Source organism: Sphaerisporangium sp. NPDC005288 (assembly GCF_040607475.1).
Classification (GTDB): Bacteria; Actinomycetota; Actinomycetes; order Streptosporangiales; family Streptosporangiaceae; genus Sphaerisporangium; species Sphaerisporangium rhizosphaerae.
Genome location: NZ_JBEXGT010000088.1, coordinates 1 through 14,969 on the forward strand (window position 1 = coordinate 1; position 14,969 = coordinate 14,969).

Consider the following 14,969-nt stretch of genomic DNA (forward strand, 5'->3'; position numbering starts at 1 on the left):
GACGACCCCGAAAGCCGCATCCGCTGGGGCCGCGTCGCCCTGGTCACCGTCGTGTCGGTCGCCTCCGCCGGCGTCATCTGGTCCCTGCTGTTCACGCCCGGAGCCCGCACCGGAGGACCCGTCGACGTCGAAGCCGCCGGCGGCACCGTCGTGATCACCGCGGGCGAGTCCCTGCCACCCCTGGTCGACTCCCCGCCCCCTCCGCCGCCCGGCGGCACCGCCGCCCCCGGGGCCAGCCCTCACGCGAGCGGGCCCGGCGCGACCCGCCCCGGCGCGGCCGTCCCGACCTCCTCGGTGCCGGTGGTGCCCCCGCCGACCAGCTCCCGCCCCACGGCGAGCCCCACGAAGACCAAGAACAAGACCTCCTCGCCGACGACCAACGACGGGCCCAACGATCCGCCGCCCCCGCCGAAGACCACCTCGTCGCCCAAGACGACCTCGCAGCCCAAGACGTCGTCCAAGCCGACCACGCAGCCGGAGGGCAAGCAGCAGGCCAGCAGCGCGCCTCCGCCTCCTCCGCCTCCTCCGTCCTTCAGCGCCTACGGCACGGTCGACGTGGGGTACGGCCGTGAGGGCATCGCTTCGATCCAATCCACAGCCGGGACCATTCAATGGAGTGCGACCGGCTCCTCCTACGTCAACGCGTCACCGGCCAGCGGCACTCTGGGCAATGGTCAGAGCGGCGCCTTCCGGGTCACGCTCGACGGCCTGGCGTCCGGGACCTCGTCCGACTGCGACAGGCAACTGAGCACCTACGTGACCATCAACTGGTCGGGCGACAACAAAGGCACCCAAGGATCCGGCAGCGTGAAGGTGACCATCACCTACAAGAAGCGCTGTCCCTAACCTCCAGGAAGAGGAGACCGCGTATGCCTCGACTCCGTAAACGTGAGTGGATCATCGCTCTCATCGCGGTGCTCTTCACGCTGACCATAGGCATCCCCACAGGTATGGCGCTCGCCGACCCGGGTGCGTCCGCCGACCCTGCTGCGAACAACGAGTGCGACGACATCCTCGGGAGCGGCACTCCCGAGTACATGTACTGCTCCTGGATGGCGAAGACCCCGAGAGACGCGCTCAACATCGTCAAGTTCTGGGCCGACAACGACGGTGAGAAGCTCAAGGAGGCCGTCCCCTATCCGGGGCCGGTGCTGTTCTGCATGGACAAGACCAACAAGGGTCCGGGCATGCAGGATTGCGCCGACAAGGACCAGGTGCTGTGCAAGTACGACCACAGCGCCGGCAAGTACGTCTGCAAGGACACCGACGGCAACGTGACCAAGCCGCCGGCCAAGGCGTGTCAGGGCGGGGAGTTCGACTGTTCCGGCGGCGGCAGTGCTTCCGGTACGCCGACGACGACCTCGGGTGAGACCACCTCGGGCGCGACGCCCGGGCCCACGAGTTCGACCCTGGCCGATCCGGACGCGCAGCCGGTGGACGATCCGAACGCCCGGACGCAAACCGATCCGCAGACCCAGACGCAGAGCGACCCGCAGACGCAGAGCGATCCGAACGGTGAGCAGGCGCCGCAGGTGGAGACCTCCAACGGGCCTCAGGACCAGGAGTCGGTGGCGCCGGAGCCCACCTCCAGCGTGACCGCGCCGCGTGCCGACCGCTCCACCGAGCCGCAGCCCGACCCCTCCACCGAGGCGCAGCCGACGACGCCGAAGGCGTCCAAGGCGCCGCTGACCGCGCCGAACGACGCGACCGGCAAGGCGGCGGCCACGGCGATCAAGCTGGGCATGCGGGTGTGGATCGAGGGCGAGCTTGCCCCGGCGTGGACGGCCGGCAAGGACCAGTTCGACGCGGCGGTCGCCTCGATGGCGGCGCAGGCGAGCCGGCCGGGTGTGGTGGGCGTGAAGTTCGCCCAGGACCTCGGCTACTGGGGCTTCAAGTCGGCCGACGACGTGCGCAGGTTCGTCAAGGAGAGCTCGGCTGCTCTGCGCGCGGCGATCCCGGCGGGCAAGCAGCTCGCGGTGGACGTGGTGGTGCCCGAGATGGGCTGCGGGGCCAACGAGCCGTGCCAGGCGGCGCTGCGCGCCAAGTATCCGCTGATCAGCCGGGCCAACGTCGAGAAGTACGTGCTGACCGGCGATGTGGACCACGTGAACGTGTCCAGCGGCCTGTTCGCCAGCGAGTACGCCAAGTACAAGATCACCCCGGACAAGGCGCTGCGCAACCAGTGGATCGGCGTGCGGGCGCGTGGCTGGGACACCCGGGTGCACGTGGGTGCCCGTGAGGTGGGTCTTGCGCACAGTGGGGCGAACAAGCTGACCGCCGCGCAGGCCGAGGCCGCGGCCAAGTTGCGCGTCGATCTGCCGTTGCAGGCGGGCGTGCAGACGGTGATGCTGTGGACCCACCGTCAGGAGTGGGACGGCGCGACCTGGCGTCTGCTGGACCAGGGCTTGGCGACCAACACCATGTGGAAGGCCCTGCAGGCCCGCAAGGGGCTCGGCCGGCTGTCGATCACCTTCGACGCCAGCGACCCGGAGAAGGGCGTCACCCAGGACCTCACCAAGCTCGCCGAGGTCTTCGACGAGGTCTACATCCACTCCCAGTGACACGTGGGCAGCGGTGTCTCGGACCGGCGAGCCCGAGACGCCGCGCTCCACGGTGAACCGGCAGACACCGCGCCCCCACGGTGAACCTGGGGGACGCCGCGTCCGCCAGGGTGAAGCGAGAGACGCCGCGCTCTCACGGTGCACCCGGAGACGCCGCGTCCGCCACGGCGAACCCGGGACACCGCTTCCCACGGTGGGACGGCACAAGACCACGGGCCCTGGCGACAGGGCCCGTGGCATGTCCGCAGGTGCCTGGTATGAAGGTCGCCGTCGTGGACGCCGCCGGCAAAGTCATCGCCACCCCGACGATCTACTCGCACGAGCGCGCGGTGCCGCTGGGAGGGGTCGATCGCCGTCCTTGGGCGCCCGCCCGGTGGCCTCGGAACCGTTCAGGCCGGGCTGGTCAGCCAGGTGTCGATGGACGTCAGCAGTTCCTTCTTGAGGCCGTCCGGGGCCGTGGAGGACCGGATCGACTGGCGGGCCAGCTCGGCGATCTCGGCGTCGCTGAAGCCGTAGACCTCGCGCGCCAGCTCGTACTGCGGCAGCAGCCGCGCGCCGAACAGCAGCGGGTCGTCGGCGCCGAGCGCGATCGGCACCCCGGCGTCGAACAGCCGCTTCACCGGGACGTCCCCGGCCCGCTGGGCGACGCCGAGGCCGACGTTGGAGGTGGGGCACACCTCGCAGGCGATCTGACGGTCGGCCAGGCGCTCCATCAGCCGTTGGGATTCGGCCGCCCGGATTCCGTGGCCGATGCGGTCGGCGTCCAGGTCGTCCACGCACTCGGCGACGCTCGCGGCGCCCGACAGCTCACCGCCGTGCGGGACGGCCAGCAGCCCGGCCCGCTTGGCGATGCGGAACGCGCCGTCGAAGTCGCGGGCCCGGGCGCGGCGCTCGTCGTTGGACAGCCCGAAGCCCACCACGCCCTTGTCGGCGTACTGCCCGGCCAGCCGGGCGAGGGTCTTGGCGTCGAGCGGGTGCCGGGTGCGGTTGGCGGCGACGATCACCCCGATGCCGACCTTGCTGGACTCCGACGCCCTGGCCGCCGCGTCGAGCACCAGTTCCAGCGTCGCGGTCACCCCGCCGAACCGCTGGGCGTACCCGGAGGGGTCGACCTGGATCTCCAGCCAGCGCGACCCCTCGGCCGCCTCGTCCTCGGCGGCCTCGCGCAGCAGCCGGTAGACGTCCTGATCGCGGCGCAGCACCGAGCGCGCTATGTCGTACAGCCGCTGGAACCGGAACCAGCCGCGCTCGTCGGTGGCCCGTAGTTTGGGCGGCCAGTCCTCCACGAGCGCGTCGGGGAGGTGGACCCCGTGGTCGCGCGCGAGCTCCAGCAGGGTGGAGTGCCGCATGGAGCCGGTGAAGTGCAGGTGAAGATGCGCCTTCGGAAGTTCGTCGAGCGGGCGTGCCATTTCCATATCTTGCCGTACCGCGCCGGCGCGGTGGTCCCGCACCGCCTCTCAACCTCGCGGTGGGTCGGTGCGTTGGGGAGGACGAAAGGGGACTCGCCATGACGGAAGAAGACGAAGCGGCCTTCGACGAATTCCTGGCCGCCCGGAGCACCGCCCTGCTCCGCACGGCCATCCTCGTCTGCGGCGCGTCGATCCACGACGCCGAGGACCTGGCGCAGGGCGCGCTGGAGAGGGTCTACCGGCACTGGCCGAGGATCCGGCACGACAACCCGGAGTCCTACGCCAGGCGGGTCGTGGTCAACGCGGCCATCTCCCGGGCACGGCGGCGCAAGGTGATCCAGGAGATCACCTTCGCCCGTCCTCCCGAGCTGGAGGCGCCGCAGCCGGACCTCGACACGCGCGACGCCCTGCTCGCCGAGCTGCGCCGCCTGCCGGCGCGCATGCGCGCGGTCGTGGTCCTGCGCTACTGGGAGGACCTGTCGGAGGCCGAGACCGCCGCGCTGCTGGGCTGCTCGGCCGGGACGGTGAAGAGCCAGGCCGCACGCGGCCTGGCCAGGATGCGGGCGCGCATGGGCGCCCTGGACGGAACGTCGGTGTGAAATCGGAGGAAAGGTGCGGTATGAACGTGGAAGAAGCGCTCAAGGAAGCCATGTCCGCCCACGTCGCGGACGTCCGCGCGCCGGCGATGATGGGCCAGGCGGTGCGGCGCAGGCACCGCGCGCACCTCACGCGGTTCCGCACGGCCGGGGCCGCCGCGCTGACCGTGCTGGTGGCGGGCTCCTTCCCCGCCTACACGGCGCTGACGTCAGGGCCGGCCCCGGCTCCGGCTCCGAGCCTCGGGGGCCCGGCCGCCGCGCCGTCCGACCCGGCGGCCGTGCCATCCGATGAATCCACGGCGGTGGCTTCGCAGAGCCCTTCGGCCGGTGTGGACGCCGGGTCACCGGCACCGGCGACGAGCGCTACCGCCGGTGCCTCGCCGATCTTCCCCGATGGCCAGTTGGCGAGCCAGCCCCAGGACCTGGGGGATCTCGGTGACGGGCGGGCCTTCGGCGGTGTTCGGGTGGACTATCTGCCCGAGCGCCTCCAATGGGGGAAATGGTCGGGCAAGAACGGTTTCGGGGAGACCAGTTACACGACTTCGTGGGACGAGCCGGGTGCCCTTCCCGGCATGTACGGCGTGCAGATGATCGTCTTCGAGGGCGACGCGTCAAAGCGCGTGAAGGCTCTCCTGCATGACCACCGGAACAGCGAGGATGCCGAGCGGGTCGAGGTGCACGGCGCACAGGGCGTCATCGCCAAGCTCGGGGAGGGGTCCGAGATCGACGATGACATGGGCACGTCCACGATCCTCTGGATGCTCAAGCCCGATCTCGCGGTGGAGGCCATGATCAGCCCCACCCTGGCCGAGAGGCTCGGTCCCAAGGGCGTCGTGCGCGAGCTCAAGAGGATCGCCGACGGCGTCCACGCCACCGGCTGACCGAACGCCCCTGAACAGACCAAGGCCCCAGGCCAATGTGGCCCGGGGCCTCCACTCGTGCCGTGACCGGGGATGCGCACCGGTCACCCGCCGTACGGCGGCGCCGACTTCGCCGCCCCCACCTCCCGCCGTACCGGCGCCGGTGGGAGCGGCCCTGGGGAGCGGGGCTTTTCATCTCGGCGCGGGGTGGTGAGGGGGTTTCGCCGTAGGTCGGTCAGTGGGCCTCGGACAGGAGCTTGGCGAGGCGGCTGACGCCTTCCGCGAGGTCGTCGTCGCCGAGGGCGTAGGACAGGCGGAAGTAGCCGGGGGTGCCGAAGGCCTCGCCGGGGACCAGGGCGACCTCGGCCTCCTCGAGGATCAGCTCGGCGAGCTCGGCGGACGTGGACGGGCGCCGGCCGCGGAGCTCCTTGCCCAGGATGGCCTTGACCGACGGGTATGCGTAGAACGCACCGAACGGCTCGGGGCACAGGACGCCGGGGATCTCGTTGAGCATGCGCACCATGGTCTGCCGCCGCCGGTCGAACGCCTCGCGCATGCGCGCCACGGCCGAAAGGTCGCCCGAGACCGCCGTCAAGGCCGCCGCCTGCGCGACGTTGGAGACGTTGGAGGTGGCGTGCGACTGCAGGTTGGTGGCGGCCTTCACGACGTCCTTCGGGCCGATCATCCAGCCCACGCGCCAGCCCGTCATGGCGTAGGTCTTGGCGACGCCGTTGAGCACCACGACGTTGTCGCGCAGCTCGGGGACGGCGGTGGCGATGCTGGTGAAGGCCACGCCGCCGTACACCAGGTGTTCGTAGATCTCGTCGGTGACGACCCACAGGCCGTGCTCCGCGGCCCAGCGGCCGATCTCGGCCACCTGGTCGGGGGAGTAGACCGCGCCGGTCGGGTTGGACGGCGACACGAACAGCAGGACCTTGGTGCGCTCGGTGCGCGCGGCCTCGAGCTGGTCGACCGAGGCGAGGTAGCCGGTGGTCTCGTCGGTCACCACGTCGACCTGGACGCCGCCCGCGAGCTTGATCGCCTCAGGGTAGGTCGTCCAGTAGGGGGCCACCACCAGCACCTCGTCGCCCGGGTCGAGCAGCGTGGCGAACGCCTCGTAGACGGCCTGCTTGCCGCCGTTGGTGACCAGCACCTGCGAGGCGTCGACCTCGAAGCCGGAGTCGCGCCGCGTCTTGTCGGCGATGGCCTGCTTGAGCTCGGGAAGACCGCCGGCCGGCGTGTACTTGTGGAACCGCGGGTTCCGGCACGCCTCGACGGCCGCCTCGACGATGTAGTCGGGCGTCGGGAAGTCCGGCTCGCCGGCTCCGAACCCGATGACCGGACGGCCGTCCGCCTTCATCGCCTTGGCCTTGGCGTCGACGGCCAGCGTGGCGGACTCTGAGATGGCGGAAATGCGCGCTGAGATGCGAGGACGGGTCATGCCTTCCATGCTTCCAGACGTCTCCCACCGCCGCCGCCCTATATCCGTGAACTGGACAAGCGGTGTCCGTCATGACGTGTCGCACGAGTTGGTTCGACGTGAGGCGCATTCACCCGTACACTTCTGCAACTAGTGAGCGACGTACCCCCGACCGCTCGGGGTAAGGTGGTTCACGGCAGAGGGCACTAGCGCAATTGGTAGCGCACCGGTCTCCAAAACCGGCGGTTGGGGGTTCGAGTCCCTCGTGCCCTGCGGAGTGCGGTCCGCGCACCGATGGCGTGTATGCCGCCGAAAGTTGCGTAGGAACGACGGATCAGGTGAGGACTGTGGCGATCGACACACGCGGCGAGGCCGCCGACAGGCCGAGTAAGCCGTCCGGCCAGACCGTTAAGAAGCGCACCTCTCCCGCACTTTTCTACCGGCAGATCATCGCCGAGCTTCGCAAGGTGATCTGGCCGACGCGCAAGGATCTGATCTCTTACACCACGGTGGTCCTCGTCTTTGTCTTGATCATGGTCGGGCTCGTGGCGGGGATAGACTTCTTGCTCACGCAGGGTGTGCTGGCGGTCTTCGGCGGAGCCTGAGCCGGCCGCCGCGCGACAGCCGTCCCCGGCGGGTCGGTGGCCGTCTTGAACGGCGGCCCCCCGCTGACGGGCGGCTGCACGTCCTTGTAGGGCGTCAAAGATCGCAACATCATCGACGAGAGAAGAAAGAGTCACCGTGTCCGAGTCCCCACTGTCGGCTGGCGCATCCCACGAGGAGTGGGAGGGCGAGCCGGAAGAGGCGATCGAGATCACCGACGAGTCCGGCGAGGCCCCTGAGGCCGCGGATGACGCCGACGAGTCCGGTGATGCCGACGAGTCAGGCGAGGCCGTTGAGCCCGAGGCTCCGGTCGGCGCCGTTGACGAAGACGGTGATCTCGTTCCCGATGTCGACCCTGTCGAAGAGTTCAAGCGCTCCATGCGGGGCCTGCCCGGCGAGTGGTACGTCATCCACTCCTACGCCGGTTACGAGAACCGCGTGAAGTCCAACATCGAGACCCGCACCCAGTCGCTCAACATGGAGGACTACCTCTTCCAGGTCGAGGTGCCGGTTCACACCGTCACCGAGATCAAGGGCGGCAAGCGCACCCCGGTCAAGGAGCGCGTGCTCCCCGGCTACGTGCTGGTGCGCATGGAGCTGACCGACGAGTCCTGGTCCGCGGTGCGCAACACGCCCGGCGTGACCGGCTTCGTGGGCCTGTCCAACCGGCCGAGCCCGCTGAGCCTGGACGAGGTCGCCAAGCTGCTCGCGCCCGAGCCGACCGAGCAGACCAAGACGACCGCCGCCAAGGCCGCGGCCGCCACCGTCGACTTCGAGGTCGGCGAGTCGGTCACCGTCATGGACGGCCCCTTCGCCACGCTGCCCGCGACGGTCAGCGAGATCAGCGCCGAGTCGCAGAAGCTCAAGGTGCTGGTCTCGATCTTCGGTCGCGAGACGCCGGTCGAGCTGTCGTTCAACCAGGTCTCCAAGATCTGACGCCCGTCCAGGTCCTGGCGATCTGGCGGCGCGCATACACTGATAAGTCGTCCCGCGGGCCGGCCGTTCGAGCGGCCGCGGGGTTGGTCCCGAGGGAGCACGGCCGTCTGGCCCTCGCCTGCCCTCGGGGGGCTTCCACGCCCTGTGGGAGTTTCACAGGAGTTCAGGACCCGGAGTAGGACAATGCCTCCTAAGAAGAAGATCGCGGCTCTGGTCAAGGTCCAGCTTCCCGCTGGCCAGGCCACGCCCGCGCCGCCCGTCGGTACCGCCCTCGGTCCCCACGGCGTCAACATCATGGACTTCGTCAAGCAGTACAACGCTGCGACCGAGGCCCAGCGGGGCAACATCATCCCCGTCGAGATCACCATCTTCGAAGACCGCAGCTTCACCTTCGTCACCAAGACGCCGCCGGCGCCTGAGCTGATCAAGAAGGCCGCGGGCGTCGACAAGGCCAGCGCCAACCCGCACCGCGACAAGGTGGGCAAGCTCACCAAGGACCAGCTGCGCCAGATCGCCGAGACGAAGATGCCCGACCTCAACGCCAACGACATCGAGGCGGCCGAGAAGATCATCGCCGGCACCGCCCGGTCGATGGGCATCACCATCGCCGACTGATCCGCGCCGCGGGTCGAGGCACGACAGACACAGTGGGAGGGCCACGCGCTGGCCCGTCACCACGGGCTCCAGAAGGAGAAGCAGTGAAGCGCAGCAAGACCTACCGCAAGGCGGCCGAGCAGATCGACCACGAGGCGCTGTACAGCCCGGTCGACGCCGCCAAGATCGCCAAGGCCAGCTCGGTCACCAAGTTCGACGCCACCGTCGAGGTGGCCCTGCGGCTGGGCGTCGACCCCCGCAAGGCCGACCAGATGGTCCGCGGCACCGTCAACCTCCCGCACGGCACCGGCAAGACCGCCCGGGTCCTGGTCTTCGCCACCGGTGACCGTGCCGAGGAGGCCCGCGCCGCGGGCGCCGACATCGTCGGCGCCGACGAGCTGATCGAAGAGATCGCCAAGGGCAACCGCCTCAACGAGTTCGACGCCGTCGTGGCCACGCCCGACCTCATGGGCAAGGTCGGCCGCCTCGGCCGCGTGCTCGGCCCGCGCGGTCTCATGCCGAACCCCAAGACCGGCACCGTCACCCCCGCGGTGGCCAAGGCCGTGACCGAGATCAAGGGCGGCAAGATCGAGTTCCGCGTCGACCGGCACGCGAACCTCCACTTCATCATCGGCAAGGTGTCCTTCCCCGAGCGCCAGCTCCTGGAGAACTACGCCGCCGCGCTGGACGAGATCGTGCGTCTCAAGCCGTCCGCGGCCAAGGGGCGCTACCTCAAGAAGGTCACCTTCTCCACGTCGATGGGCCCGGGCATCCCGGTGGACCCGAACGTGACGCGGGGGATCACCGCCGAGCTGGACGCCTGAGGTCCTCCTCGCGCCATCGGGCGAGCGGCGCGCACCGTGCCGCCGCCTGACGGGCACAACCTGAGAACCACCTGAGAAAGGCCCGCACACAGTGCGGGCCTTTCTTCTTTACGTTTTCGCTTTCCTCGCAGGTGAACCCCCGTTTCTCCGTCATGCGCGCTTCCAGGGCCGGTAATCGATGCTCATACTCCGCCGCACGGGGTAGGGGCAGCACGTAGGGTAAAAATTACTTATGGGGGATACAGAAGGGTTACCTAGTGAACCGGCGAATGACACCCGCGATCGCGGCCGTGGGCTCGGCCATGCTCCTCGCGGTATCGGCATGTGGTCAGGCATCGCAGAAGCCGGCCGAGTCCCTCGGCGCGGTTCAGCTCTCCGCGGCTGAGTCCCTTCAGCACAGCGCCGAGAGCGCTCAGGACGTGACGTCCTACAACGCCCAGCTCGCACTGGACTTCAGCGCCCCGAACGAGGGCGCGGGGTCGGTCAAGGGCTCCATGGTGGTCCACCAGAAGCCCCAGCTCGCCTCCGACGTGACGCTGGACACCATCAACGTCCGCGGGCAGAACATCCCCGGCGGCGTGCGCGTCATCCTCGTCGGGCAGACGGCCTACATCAAGGTCGACATGCTCAACAAGCTGGTCGGCGGCAGCAAGCCGTGGATCAAGCTCGACCTGGCCAGGGCCGGGCAGAACGCCGGCGTGGACGTCGACCAGTTCCTGTCCCAGGCCCAGCAGATCGACCTGCAGACCAGCGTGCGGATGCTGACCAGCTCCAAGGACGTCGCCAAGGTCGGCTCCGAGACCGTCGGCGGCGTCGACACCACGCACTACAAGGGCACCTTCACGGTGGCCGAGGCGGTCAAGCTGCTGTCGCCCGAGATGCAGAAGCGCGTCCAGGGGCAGCTGACCAACGTCAAGGACATGAAGTTCGACACCTGGATCGACGCGCAGAGCCTCCCGCGCAAGGTGGAGATGAACGGCGGCGCCGGCGACGGCGTGTTCAAGCTGACGTCCACGTTCACCTCCTTCAACCAGGCCGCGGAGGTCACCGCACCCCCGGCCGACCAGGTGGGCGACCTCCCGCAGAACCTCAACGGGCTCAACGGGACGGGCGCCACCGGCACCACCGGAAGCTGACCGTCACGGGTCGCGCTCCGCGCTACTCCTCCGCGAGTTGGCGCGGAGCGCGAAGCCCGGGTACAGTGTTCACGCCGAAGACCGCCGGTCGTCGCCGAGCCCGTTATGGCTCGGTGGCCCAAGGATCCACTGTGGTGGATGGCCTGCGCAGGTGTGATGTGAGTTTCCATATGGCTGCTCGCGCGGATCCTTTTCCCGCGTGACCTCTGTGTGTGAGCCCCGTGCGCCTGCGCCGGGGCTTGTTCTCATTTACGGACTCCTGGGCCCTTCGCCGGTGGCACATCTGGAAGGAGGCCCATGGCGAGGGCGGAAAAGGCGACCGCGGTTGCCGAGCTCAAAGAACACTTTGAGAGCTCCAGCGCCGCTGTCCTGACCGAGTACCGCGGTCTCACCGTGGCGCAGCTCAAGCAGCTGCGCGTCACGCTCGGTGGGAATGCGAAGTTCGCCGTGGCGAAGAACACGCTGTCCAAGATCGCGGCCAACGAGGCCGGGGTCACCTCCCTGGACAATCTGTTCCAGGGTCCGACCGCGATCGCGTTCGTCAGTGGCGACGTGGTCGAGGCGGCCAAGGGTCTGCGTGACTTCGCCAAGGCCAATCCCCTCCTGGTCATCAAGGGTGGTGTCGTCGACGGCAAGTCGATGACCCCGGCCGAGATCGCGACGCTCGCCGACCTCGAGTCGCGCGAGATCCTGCTCGCGAAGCTGGCCGGCGCGCTGAAGGCGAAGCAGTCTCAGGCCGCCGCCACGTTCAACGCGCTGCCCACCCAGCTGGCCCGGCTCGTCGAGGCCCTGCGCGAGAAGCGCGGGGAGACCGGCGGCACGGAGGCCGGCGCGGACGCCGCCGCGGACGCCGCCGAGTAGTTCCGGCGCGGAAGCGACCAAAGCAGGGGATTGCGGCGCATACCGCGGTCCGATTCACGTTTTGCAATTCATATGGAGGAACCACCCATGGCGAAGCTCAGCACCGACGAGCTGCTCGACGCGTTCAAGGAGATGACCCTCCTTGAGCTGTCCGACTTCGTGAAGCTCTTCGAGGAGACCTTCGACGTCAAGGCCGCCGCTCCGGTGGCCGTGGCCGCCGCCCCCGGCGCCGGTGGTGGCGCCGCCGCCGCCGAGGAGGCCGAGGAGCAGGACGAGTTCGACGTCATCCTCGAGGCCGCCGGCGACAAGAAGATCCAGGTCATCAAGGAGGTCCGCGCGCTCACCAGCCTCGGCCTCAAGGAGGCCAAGGACCTCGTCGACGGGGCTCCCAAGCCGCTGCTCGAGAAGGTCAACAAGGAAGCCGCTGAGAAGGCCAAGGCCGCCCTGGAGGGCGCCGGCGCCACCGTCACCGTCAAGTGACCTCACGCGTCTCGAAGCTCCACCTGAGCGTCTGAAAGCTCGCGCGCGAGCGTTCAAGCTCTGCAAGGAAGGGGCGGTCCACCCTGGTGCCGGGTGGTCCGTCCCTTTCTGGTTTTCCGCGCGACTTGCGGCTGTCCGGGTCCTTCTTCCTGTCCCAGTGACCCGTTCCGTCCTGCCGCGGACCTTTCCGGCCTGTCCTGTACGGGCAAAGAGGATGATCGCCCATTTGGATCTTGATACCGGGTTATGATCCGGCGAACCGCCGGGCGGCCGGGGACCGGGTCCGGCGCGTCCGTGCCGTCGTGGCGCCGAGCGGCGCACGGTCAGGGCGATCGGAGGGAACAGGTGGCGCTGCACGCGGCTCGCTCCCCCCGCAGGAGGCGCCTTGTGGTGCTCCTGGCGCTGGTCGCGCTCGTCGCCGCGCTGGGCGCCGCGTGGGTGCGCGTCGGCGACGACCTCGACCAGGCGCGGGCGGTGGCACACGACCGCTTGGCCGCCGTCCAGGCCGCCAAGCGGTACGCGCTGAACCTCATGGCCGTGGACTACCGCACGATCGACCGCGACGTCCAGCGGGTGATGGACACCTCCACGGGCCAGGCGCGCGAGCAGTTCGCCCGGGAGGCCGGCAATCTGAAGGAGGCGACCCGCCGGAACAAGGCCGTGCAGACGGGCGTCGTGCGCGCCGCGGGGCTCGCCTCCATGAACGACCGGCGCAGCGCGGCGCGGGTGCTGGTCGTGGCCGACTCGGTGATCCGCTGGGACCAGGTCAAGACCGCCCCGCAGGAGCGCTTCTACCGCTGGAACATCGAGGTGAGCAAGGTGGGACAGGGCTGGGCGGCCTCGAGCCTGGAGCCGGTCGAGTGACCGGCGAGGGCGGCCTGAGGTCCCCTGAGGGGGCCGTGGCGTCCCGCTCCCGGTCGTGGCGATTCCTCGCCGCCGTCACGCTCCTCGGCCTTCTGGCGGCCGTTCTGGCCGTCCTGACGGTCCTCGCCTATCTGAGGCTGCGCGAGTTGCGCGACAGCGAGTCCGCGGCGGCCGACGCGACCGCCGCGGCGCGGGCCTACGCGCCGGACATGCTGTCCTACGACTACCGCACGATCGAGGCCGACCTCGCCCGGGCCAAGGGGTACGCCACCGGCGACCTGGCCGCCCACTATGGGGAGCTGACGCGGGTCCTGGCCCCCGTGGTCAGGCGCGAGCAGACCGTGCAGCAGGCGGCGGTGGTCGCCGCGGCGGTGGAATCGGCGACGCCCGACCGGGTTCAGGTGTTGCTGTTCATGAACATGGGAACGTCAAAGCTGGTGCCGGGCGAGAAACGGCCCCAGAGGCAGGTCCTGCACAATCGCGCCCGGTTCGTGCTGGTCAGAGGCCAGGAGCACTGGCTGGTGTCGGAGCTGTCGACGCTGATCGGCAACGCTCCCGGCGGCTGAGATCCACGGCGGTGGGACGGCCGTGCGGCGTGGCGCGTTATTAAATCGTTAGTAAAGCTTGGGTTTGAGCATCGCGCGGGTTGGGCATGACAAAGGGCACGACAGTGTCGTGAGGCGGCAAGCCTTCGATCCTCCGTGTGACTGAGCGTTAGCCGATCCGCAGCGCGGGTATCGTCTGGCCCGGCTGGCCGCTCCGTCTCCAGAGGGGAGAAAACCCAGCGTGACGGGGCTTGGTCGCCTCGAATGTGGGTCTACGGGCTTGACGTTTCGGCGCTGACGGGCGATGCTGCGTCCAGTGTGGGTGCGCAGAGCGAGACTGAGTGGACAGGTGTATGCCCATCGGCTACACTGCCCCTTTGCGCTGCCCTTTGACGACCCGCTTCTCTAGGTAACTTTGATGCATGGTCGTCTGGCGTGCGTGTAGTCAGTCCGCGAGCCCTCGGAAGGACATCTGTTGGCAGCCTCGCGCAACGCCTTCGCCGTACCCGCTGGTCCCCGCCGCGTCTCTTTCGCGCGCATTCAGGAGCCGCTCGAAGTTCCCGATCTTCTCGCCCTGCAGACCGAGTCGTTCGACTGGTTGCTCGGCAACGAGAAATGGCGGTCGCGGGTCGAGGCGGCTCGCCAGGCCGGGCGCAAGGACGTTCCGGCCCAGTCCGGTCTCGAAGAGATCTTCGAGGAGATCAGTCCCATCGAGGACTTCTCCGGAACGATGTCCTTGTCGTTCCGCGACCACCGGTTCGAGCCGCCCAAGTACTCCGTCGATGAGTGCAAAGACAAGGACATGACCTTCTCCGCCCCGATGTTCGTCACGGCGGAGTTCATCAATAACACCACCGGTGAGATCAAGAGCCAGACGGTGTTCATGGGCGACTTCCCGCTCATGACCTCCAAGGGCACCTTCATCATCAACGGCACCGAGCGTGTCGTGGTCTCCCAGCTGGTGCGGTCCCCCGGTGTCTACTTCGACCGTTCGGTCGACAAGACCTCCGACAAGGACCTGTACGGCTGCAAGGTGATCCCCTCGCGCGGTGCGTGGCTCGAGTTCGAGATCGACAAGCGCGACAGCGTCGGTGTGCGCATCGACCGCAAGCGCAAGCAGGCCGTCACCGTCCTGCTGAAGGCCCTCGGCTGGACCAACGACCAGATCCTCGAGCGGTTCGGCCAGTACGAGTCGATGCGCGCCACCCTGGAGAAGGACCACACCTCCGGCCAGGACGACGCCCTGCTCGACATCTACCGCAAGCTGCGCCCGGGCGAGC

At 69.1% G+C, this 14,969-nt stretch carries 14 protein-coding genes, 1 tRNA gene and 2 pseudogenes; 15 read left to right on the top strand and 2 right to left on the bottom strand.

What is annotated here, in order from left to right; translation table 11 throughout:
* Together ABZU32_RS40180 and ABZU32_RS40185 are read left to right on the top strand one after the other, a co-directional pair.
* A pseudogene (locus ABZU32_RS40180) lies at positions 1–846 on the top strand (hypothetical protein); the annotation flags it as partial.
* A gap of 23 nt (positions 847–869) precedes the next feature.
* Positions 870–2,561: a hypothetical protein gene (locus tag ABZU32_RS40185; protein ID WP_354931862.1), complete on the top strand. Its 1,692-nt coding sequence runs from the start codon at positions 870–872 to the stop codon at positions 2,559–2,561.
* Positions 2,562–2,950: 389 nt separating this feature from the next.
* On the opposite strand, the gene ABZU32_RS40190 is transcribed toward ABZU32_RS40185, so the two are convergent.
* Complete coding sequence (locus tag ABZU32_RS40190) at positions 2,951–3,970, bottom strand: adenosine deaminase (RefSeq protein ID WP_354931865.1); 1,020 nt, start codon at positions 3,968–3,970, stop codon at positions 2,951–2,953.
* Positions 3,971–4,068: 98 nt separating this feature from the next.
* On the opposite strand from ABZU32_RS40190, the gene ABZU32_RS40195 reads away from it, so the two are divergent.
* Complete coding sequence (locus tag ABZU32_RS40195; RefSeq protein WP_354931868.1) at positions 4,069–4,569, top strand: SigE family RNA polymerase sigma factor; 501 nt, start codon at positions 4,069–4,071, stop codon at positions 4,567–4,569.
* A 20-nt stretch (positions 4,570–4,589) separates the two neighbouring features.
* On the top strand, positions 4,590–5,447 hold the full coding sequence (locus tag ABZU32_RS40200; protein ID WP_354931871.1) for a hypothetical protein: 858 nt from the start codon (positions 4,590–4,592) through the stop codon (positions 5,445–5,447).
* 214 nt (positions 5,448–5,661) lie between these two features.
* Here ABZU32_RS40200 and ABZU32_RS40205 read toward each other — a convergent pair whose 3' ends face one another.
* Positions 5,662–6,867, bottom strand: a complete 1,206-nt coding sequence (locus ABZU32_RS40205; protein WP_354853935.1) for a pyridoxal phosphate-dependent aminotransferase — start codon at positions 6,865–6,867, stop codon at positions 5,662–5,664.
* A 179-nt stretch (positions 6,868–7,046) separates the two neighbouring features.
* Between ABZU32_RS40205 and ABZU32_RS40210 the strand changes: the two genes are divergently transcribed.
* The 11 genes and pseudogenes from ABZU32_RS40210 to ABZU32_RS40260 form a co-directional block, all read left to right on the top strand.
* Positions 7,047–7,119: transfer RNA gene (locus ABZU32_RS40210), tRNA-Trp, on the top strand.
* Positions 7,120–7,193: 74 nt separating this feature from the next.
* Positions 7,194–7,451 carry a preprotein translocase subunit SecE gene (gene secE / locus ABZU32_RS40215; protein WP_354853938.1) on the top strand — a complete coding sequence of 86 codons (258 nt, stop codon included), beginning with the start codon at positions 7,194–7,196 and terminating at the stop codon, positions 7,449–7,451.
* A 136-nt stretch (positions 7,452–7,587) separates the two neighbouring features.
* Positions 7,588–8,385 carry a transcription termination/antitermination protein NusG gene (gene nusG, locus ABZU32_RS40220; protein WP_354853941.1) on the top strand — a complete coding sequence of 266 codons (798 nt, stop codon included), beginning with the start codon at positions 7,588–7,590 and terminating at the stop codon, positions 8,383–8,385.
* Between the two features lie 183 nt (positions 8,386–8,568).
* Entirely contained in the window at positions 8,569–9,000 is a 432-nt protein-coding gene (rplK, locus tag ABZU32_RS40225; RefSeq protein WP_354853944.1) for a 50S ribosomal protein L11, read from the top strand.
* 83 nt (positions 9,001–9,083) lie between these two features.
* Positions 9,084–9,803, top strand: coding sequence for a 50S ribosomal protein L1 (gene rplA / locus ABZU32_RS40230; protein ID WP_354931874.1), 720 nt, complete (start codon positions 9,084–9,086; stop codon positions 9,801–9,803).
* Between the two features lie 269 nt (positions 9,804–10,072).
* Entirely contained in the window at positions 10,073–10,939 is an 867-nt protein-coding gene (locus ABZU32_RS40235; RefSeq protein ID WP_354931877.1) for a DUF1396 domain-containing protein, read from the top strand.
* Positions 10,940–11,236: 297 nt separating this feature from the next.
* Positions 11,237–11,800: a 50S ribosomal protein L10 gene (gene rplJ, locus ABZU32_RS40240; protein WP_354853951.1), complete on the top strand. Its 564-nt coding sequence runs from the start codon at positions 11,237–11,239 to the stop codon at positions 11,798–11,800.
* A gap of 87 nt (positions 11,801–11,887) precedes the next feature.
* Complete coding sequence (gene rplL, locus ABZU32_RS40245; protein WP_354853954.1) at positions 11,888–12,280, top strand: 50S ribosomal protein L7/L12; 393 nt, start codon at positions 11,888–11,890, stop codon at positions 12,278–12,280.
* A gap of 387 nt (positions 12,281–12,667) precedes the next feature.
* On the top strand, positions 12,668–13,144 hold the full coding sequence (locus ABZU32_RS40250; RefSeq protein ID WP_354853957.1) for a hypothetical protein: 477 nt from the start codon (positions 12,668–12,670) through the stop codon (positions 13,142–13,144).
* Positions 13,141–13,710: a hypothetical protein gene (locus ABZU32_RS40255; RefSeq protein ID WP_354931880.1), complete on the top strand. Its 570-nt coding sequence runs from the start codon at positions 13,141–13,143 to the stop codon at positions 13,708–13,710. Before ABZU32_RS40250 ends, ABZU32_RS40255 begins: the two co-directional genes overlap by 4 nt.
* A gap of 454 nt (positions 13,711–14,164) precedes the next feature.
* A pseudogene (locus tag ABZU32_RS40260) lies at positions 14,165–14,969 on the top strand (DNA-directed RNA polymerase subunit beta); the annotation flags it as partial.

What these genes read in the sequence shown, in the direction of transcription:
- ABZU32_RS40185 (WP_354931862.1), top strand. Translation starts at nt 870, where the DNA reads ATGCCTCGACTCCGTAAACGTGAGTGGATCATCGCTCTCATCGCGGTG.
- ABZU32_RS40190 (WP_354931865.1), bottom strand. Translation starts at nt 3,970, where the DNA reads ATGGCACGCCCGCTCGACGAACTTCCGAAGGCGCATCTTCACCTGCAC.
- ABZU32_RS40195 (WP_354931868.1), top strand. Translation starts at nt 4,069, where the DNA reads ATGACGGAAGAAGACGAAGCGGCCTTCGACGAATTCCTGGCCGCCCGG.
- ABZU32_RS40200 (WP_354931871.1), top strand. Translation starts at nt 4,590, where the DNA reads ATGAACGTGGAAGAAGCGCTCAAGGAAGCCATGTCCGCCCACGTCGCG.
- ABZU32_RS40205 (WP_354853935.1), bottom strand. Translation starts at nt 6,867, where the DNA reads ATGACCCGTCCTCGCATCTCAGCGCGCATTTCCGCCATCTCAGAGTCC.
- rplK (WP_354853944.1), top strand. Translation starts at nt 8,569, where the DNA reads ATGCCTCCTAAGAAGAAGATCGCGGCTCTGGTCAAGGTCCAGCTTCCC.
- ABZU32_RS40235 (WP_354931877.1), top strand. Translation starts at nt 10,073, where the DNA reads ATGACACCCGCGATCGCGGCCGTGGGCTCGGCCATGCTCCTCGCGGTA.
- rplJ (WP_354853951.1), top strand. Translation starts at nt 11,237, where the DNA reads ATGGCGAGGGCGGAAAAGGCGACCGCGGTTGCCGAGCTCAAAGAACAC.
- rplL (WP_354853954.1), top strand. Translation starts at nt 11,888, where the DNA reads ATGGCGAAGCTCAGCACCGACGAGCTGCTCGACGCGTTCAAGGAGATG.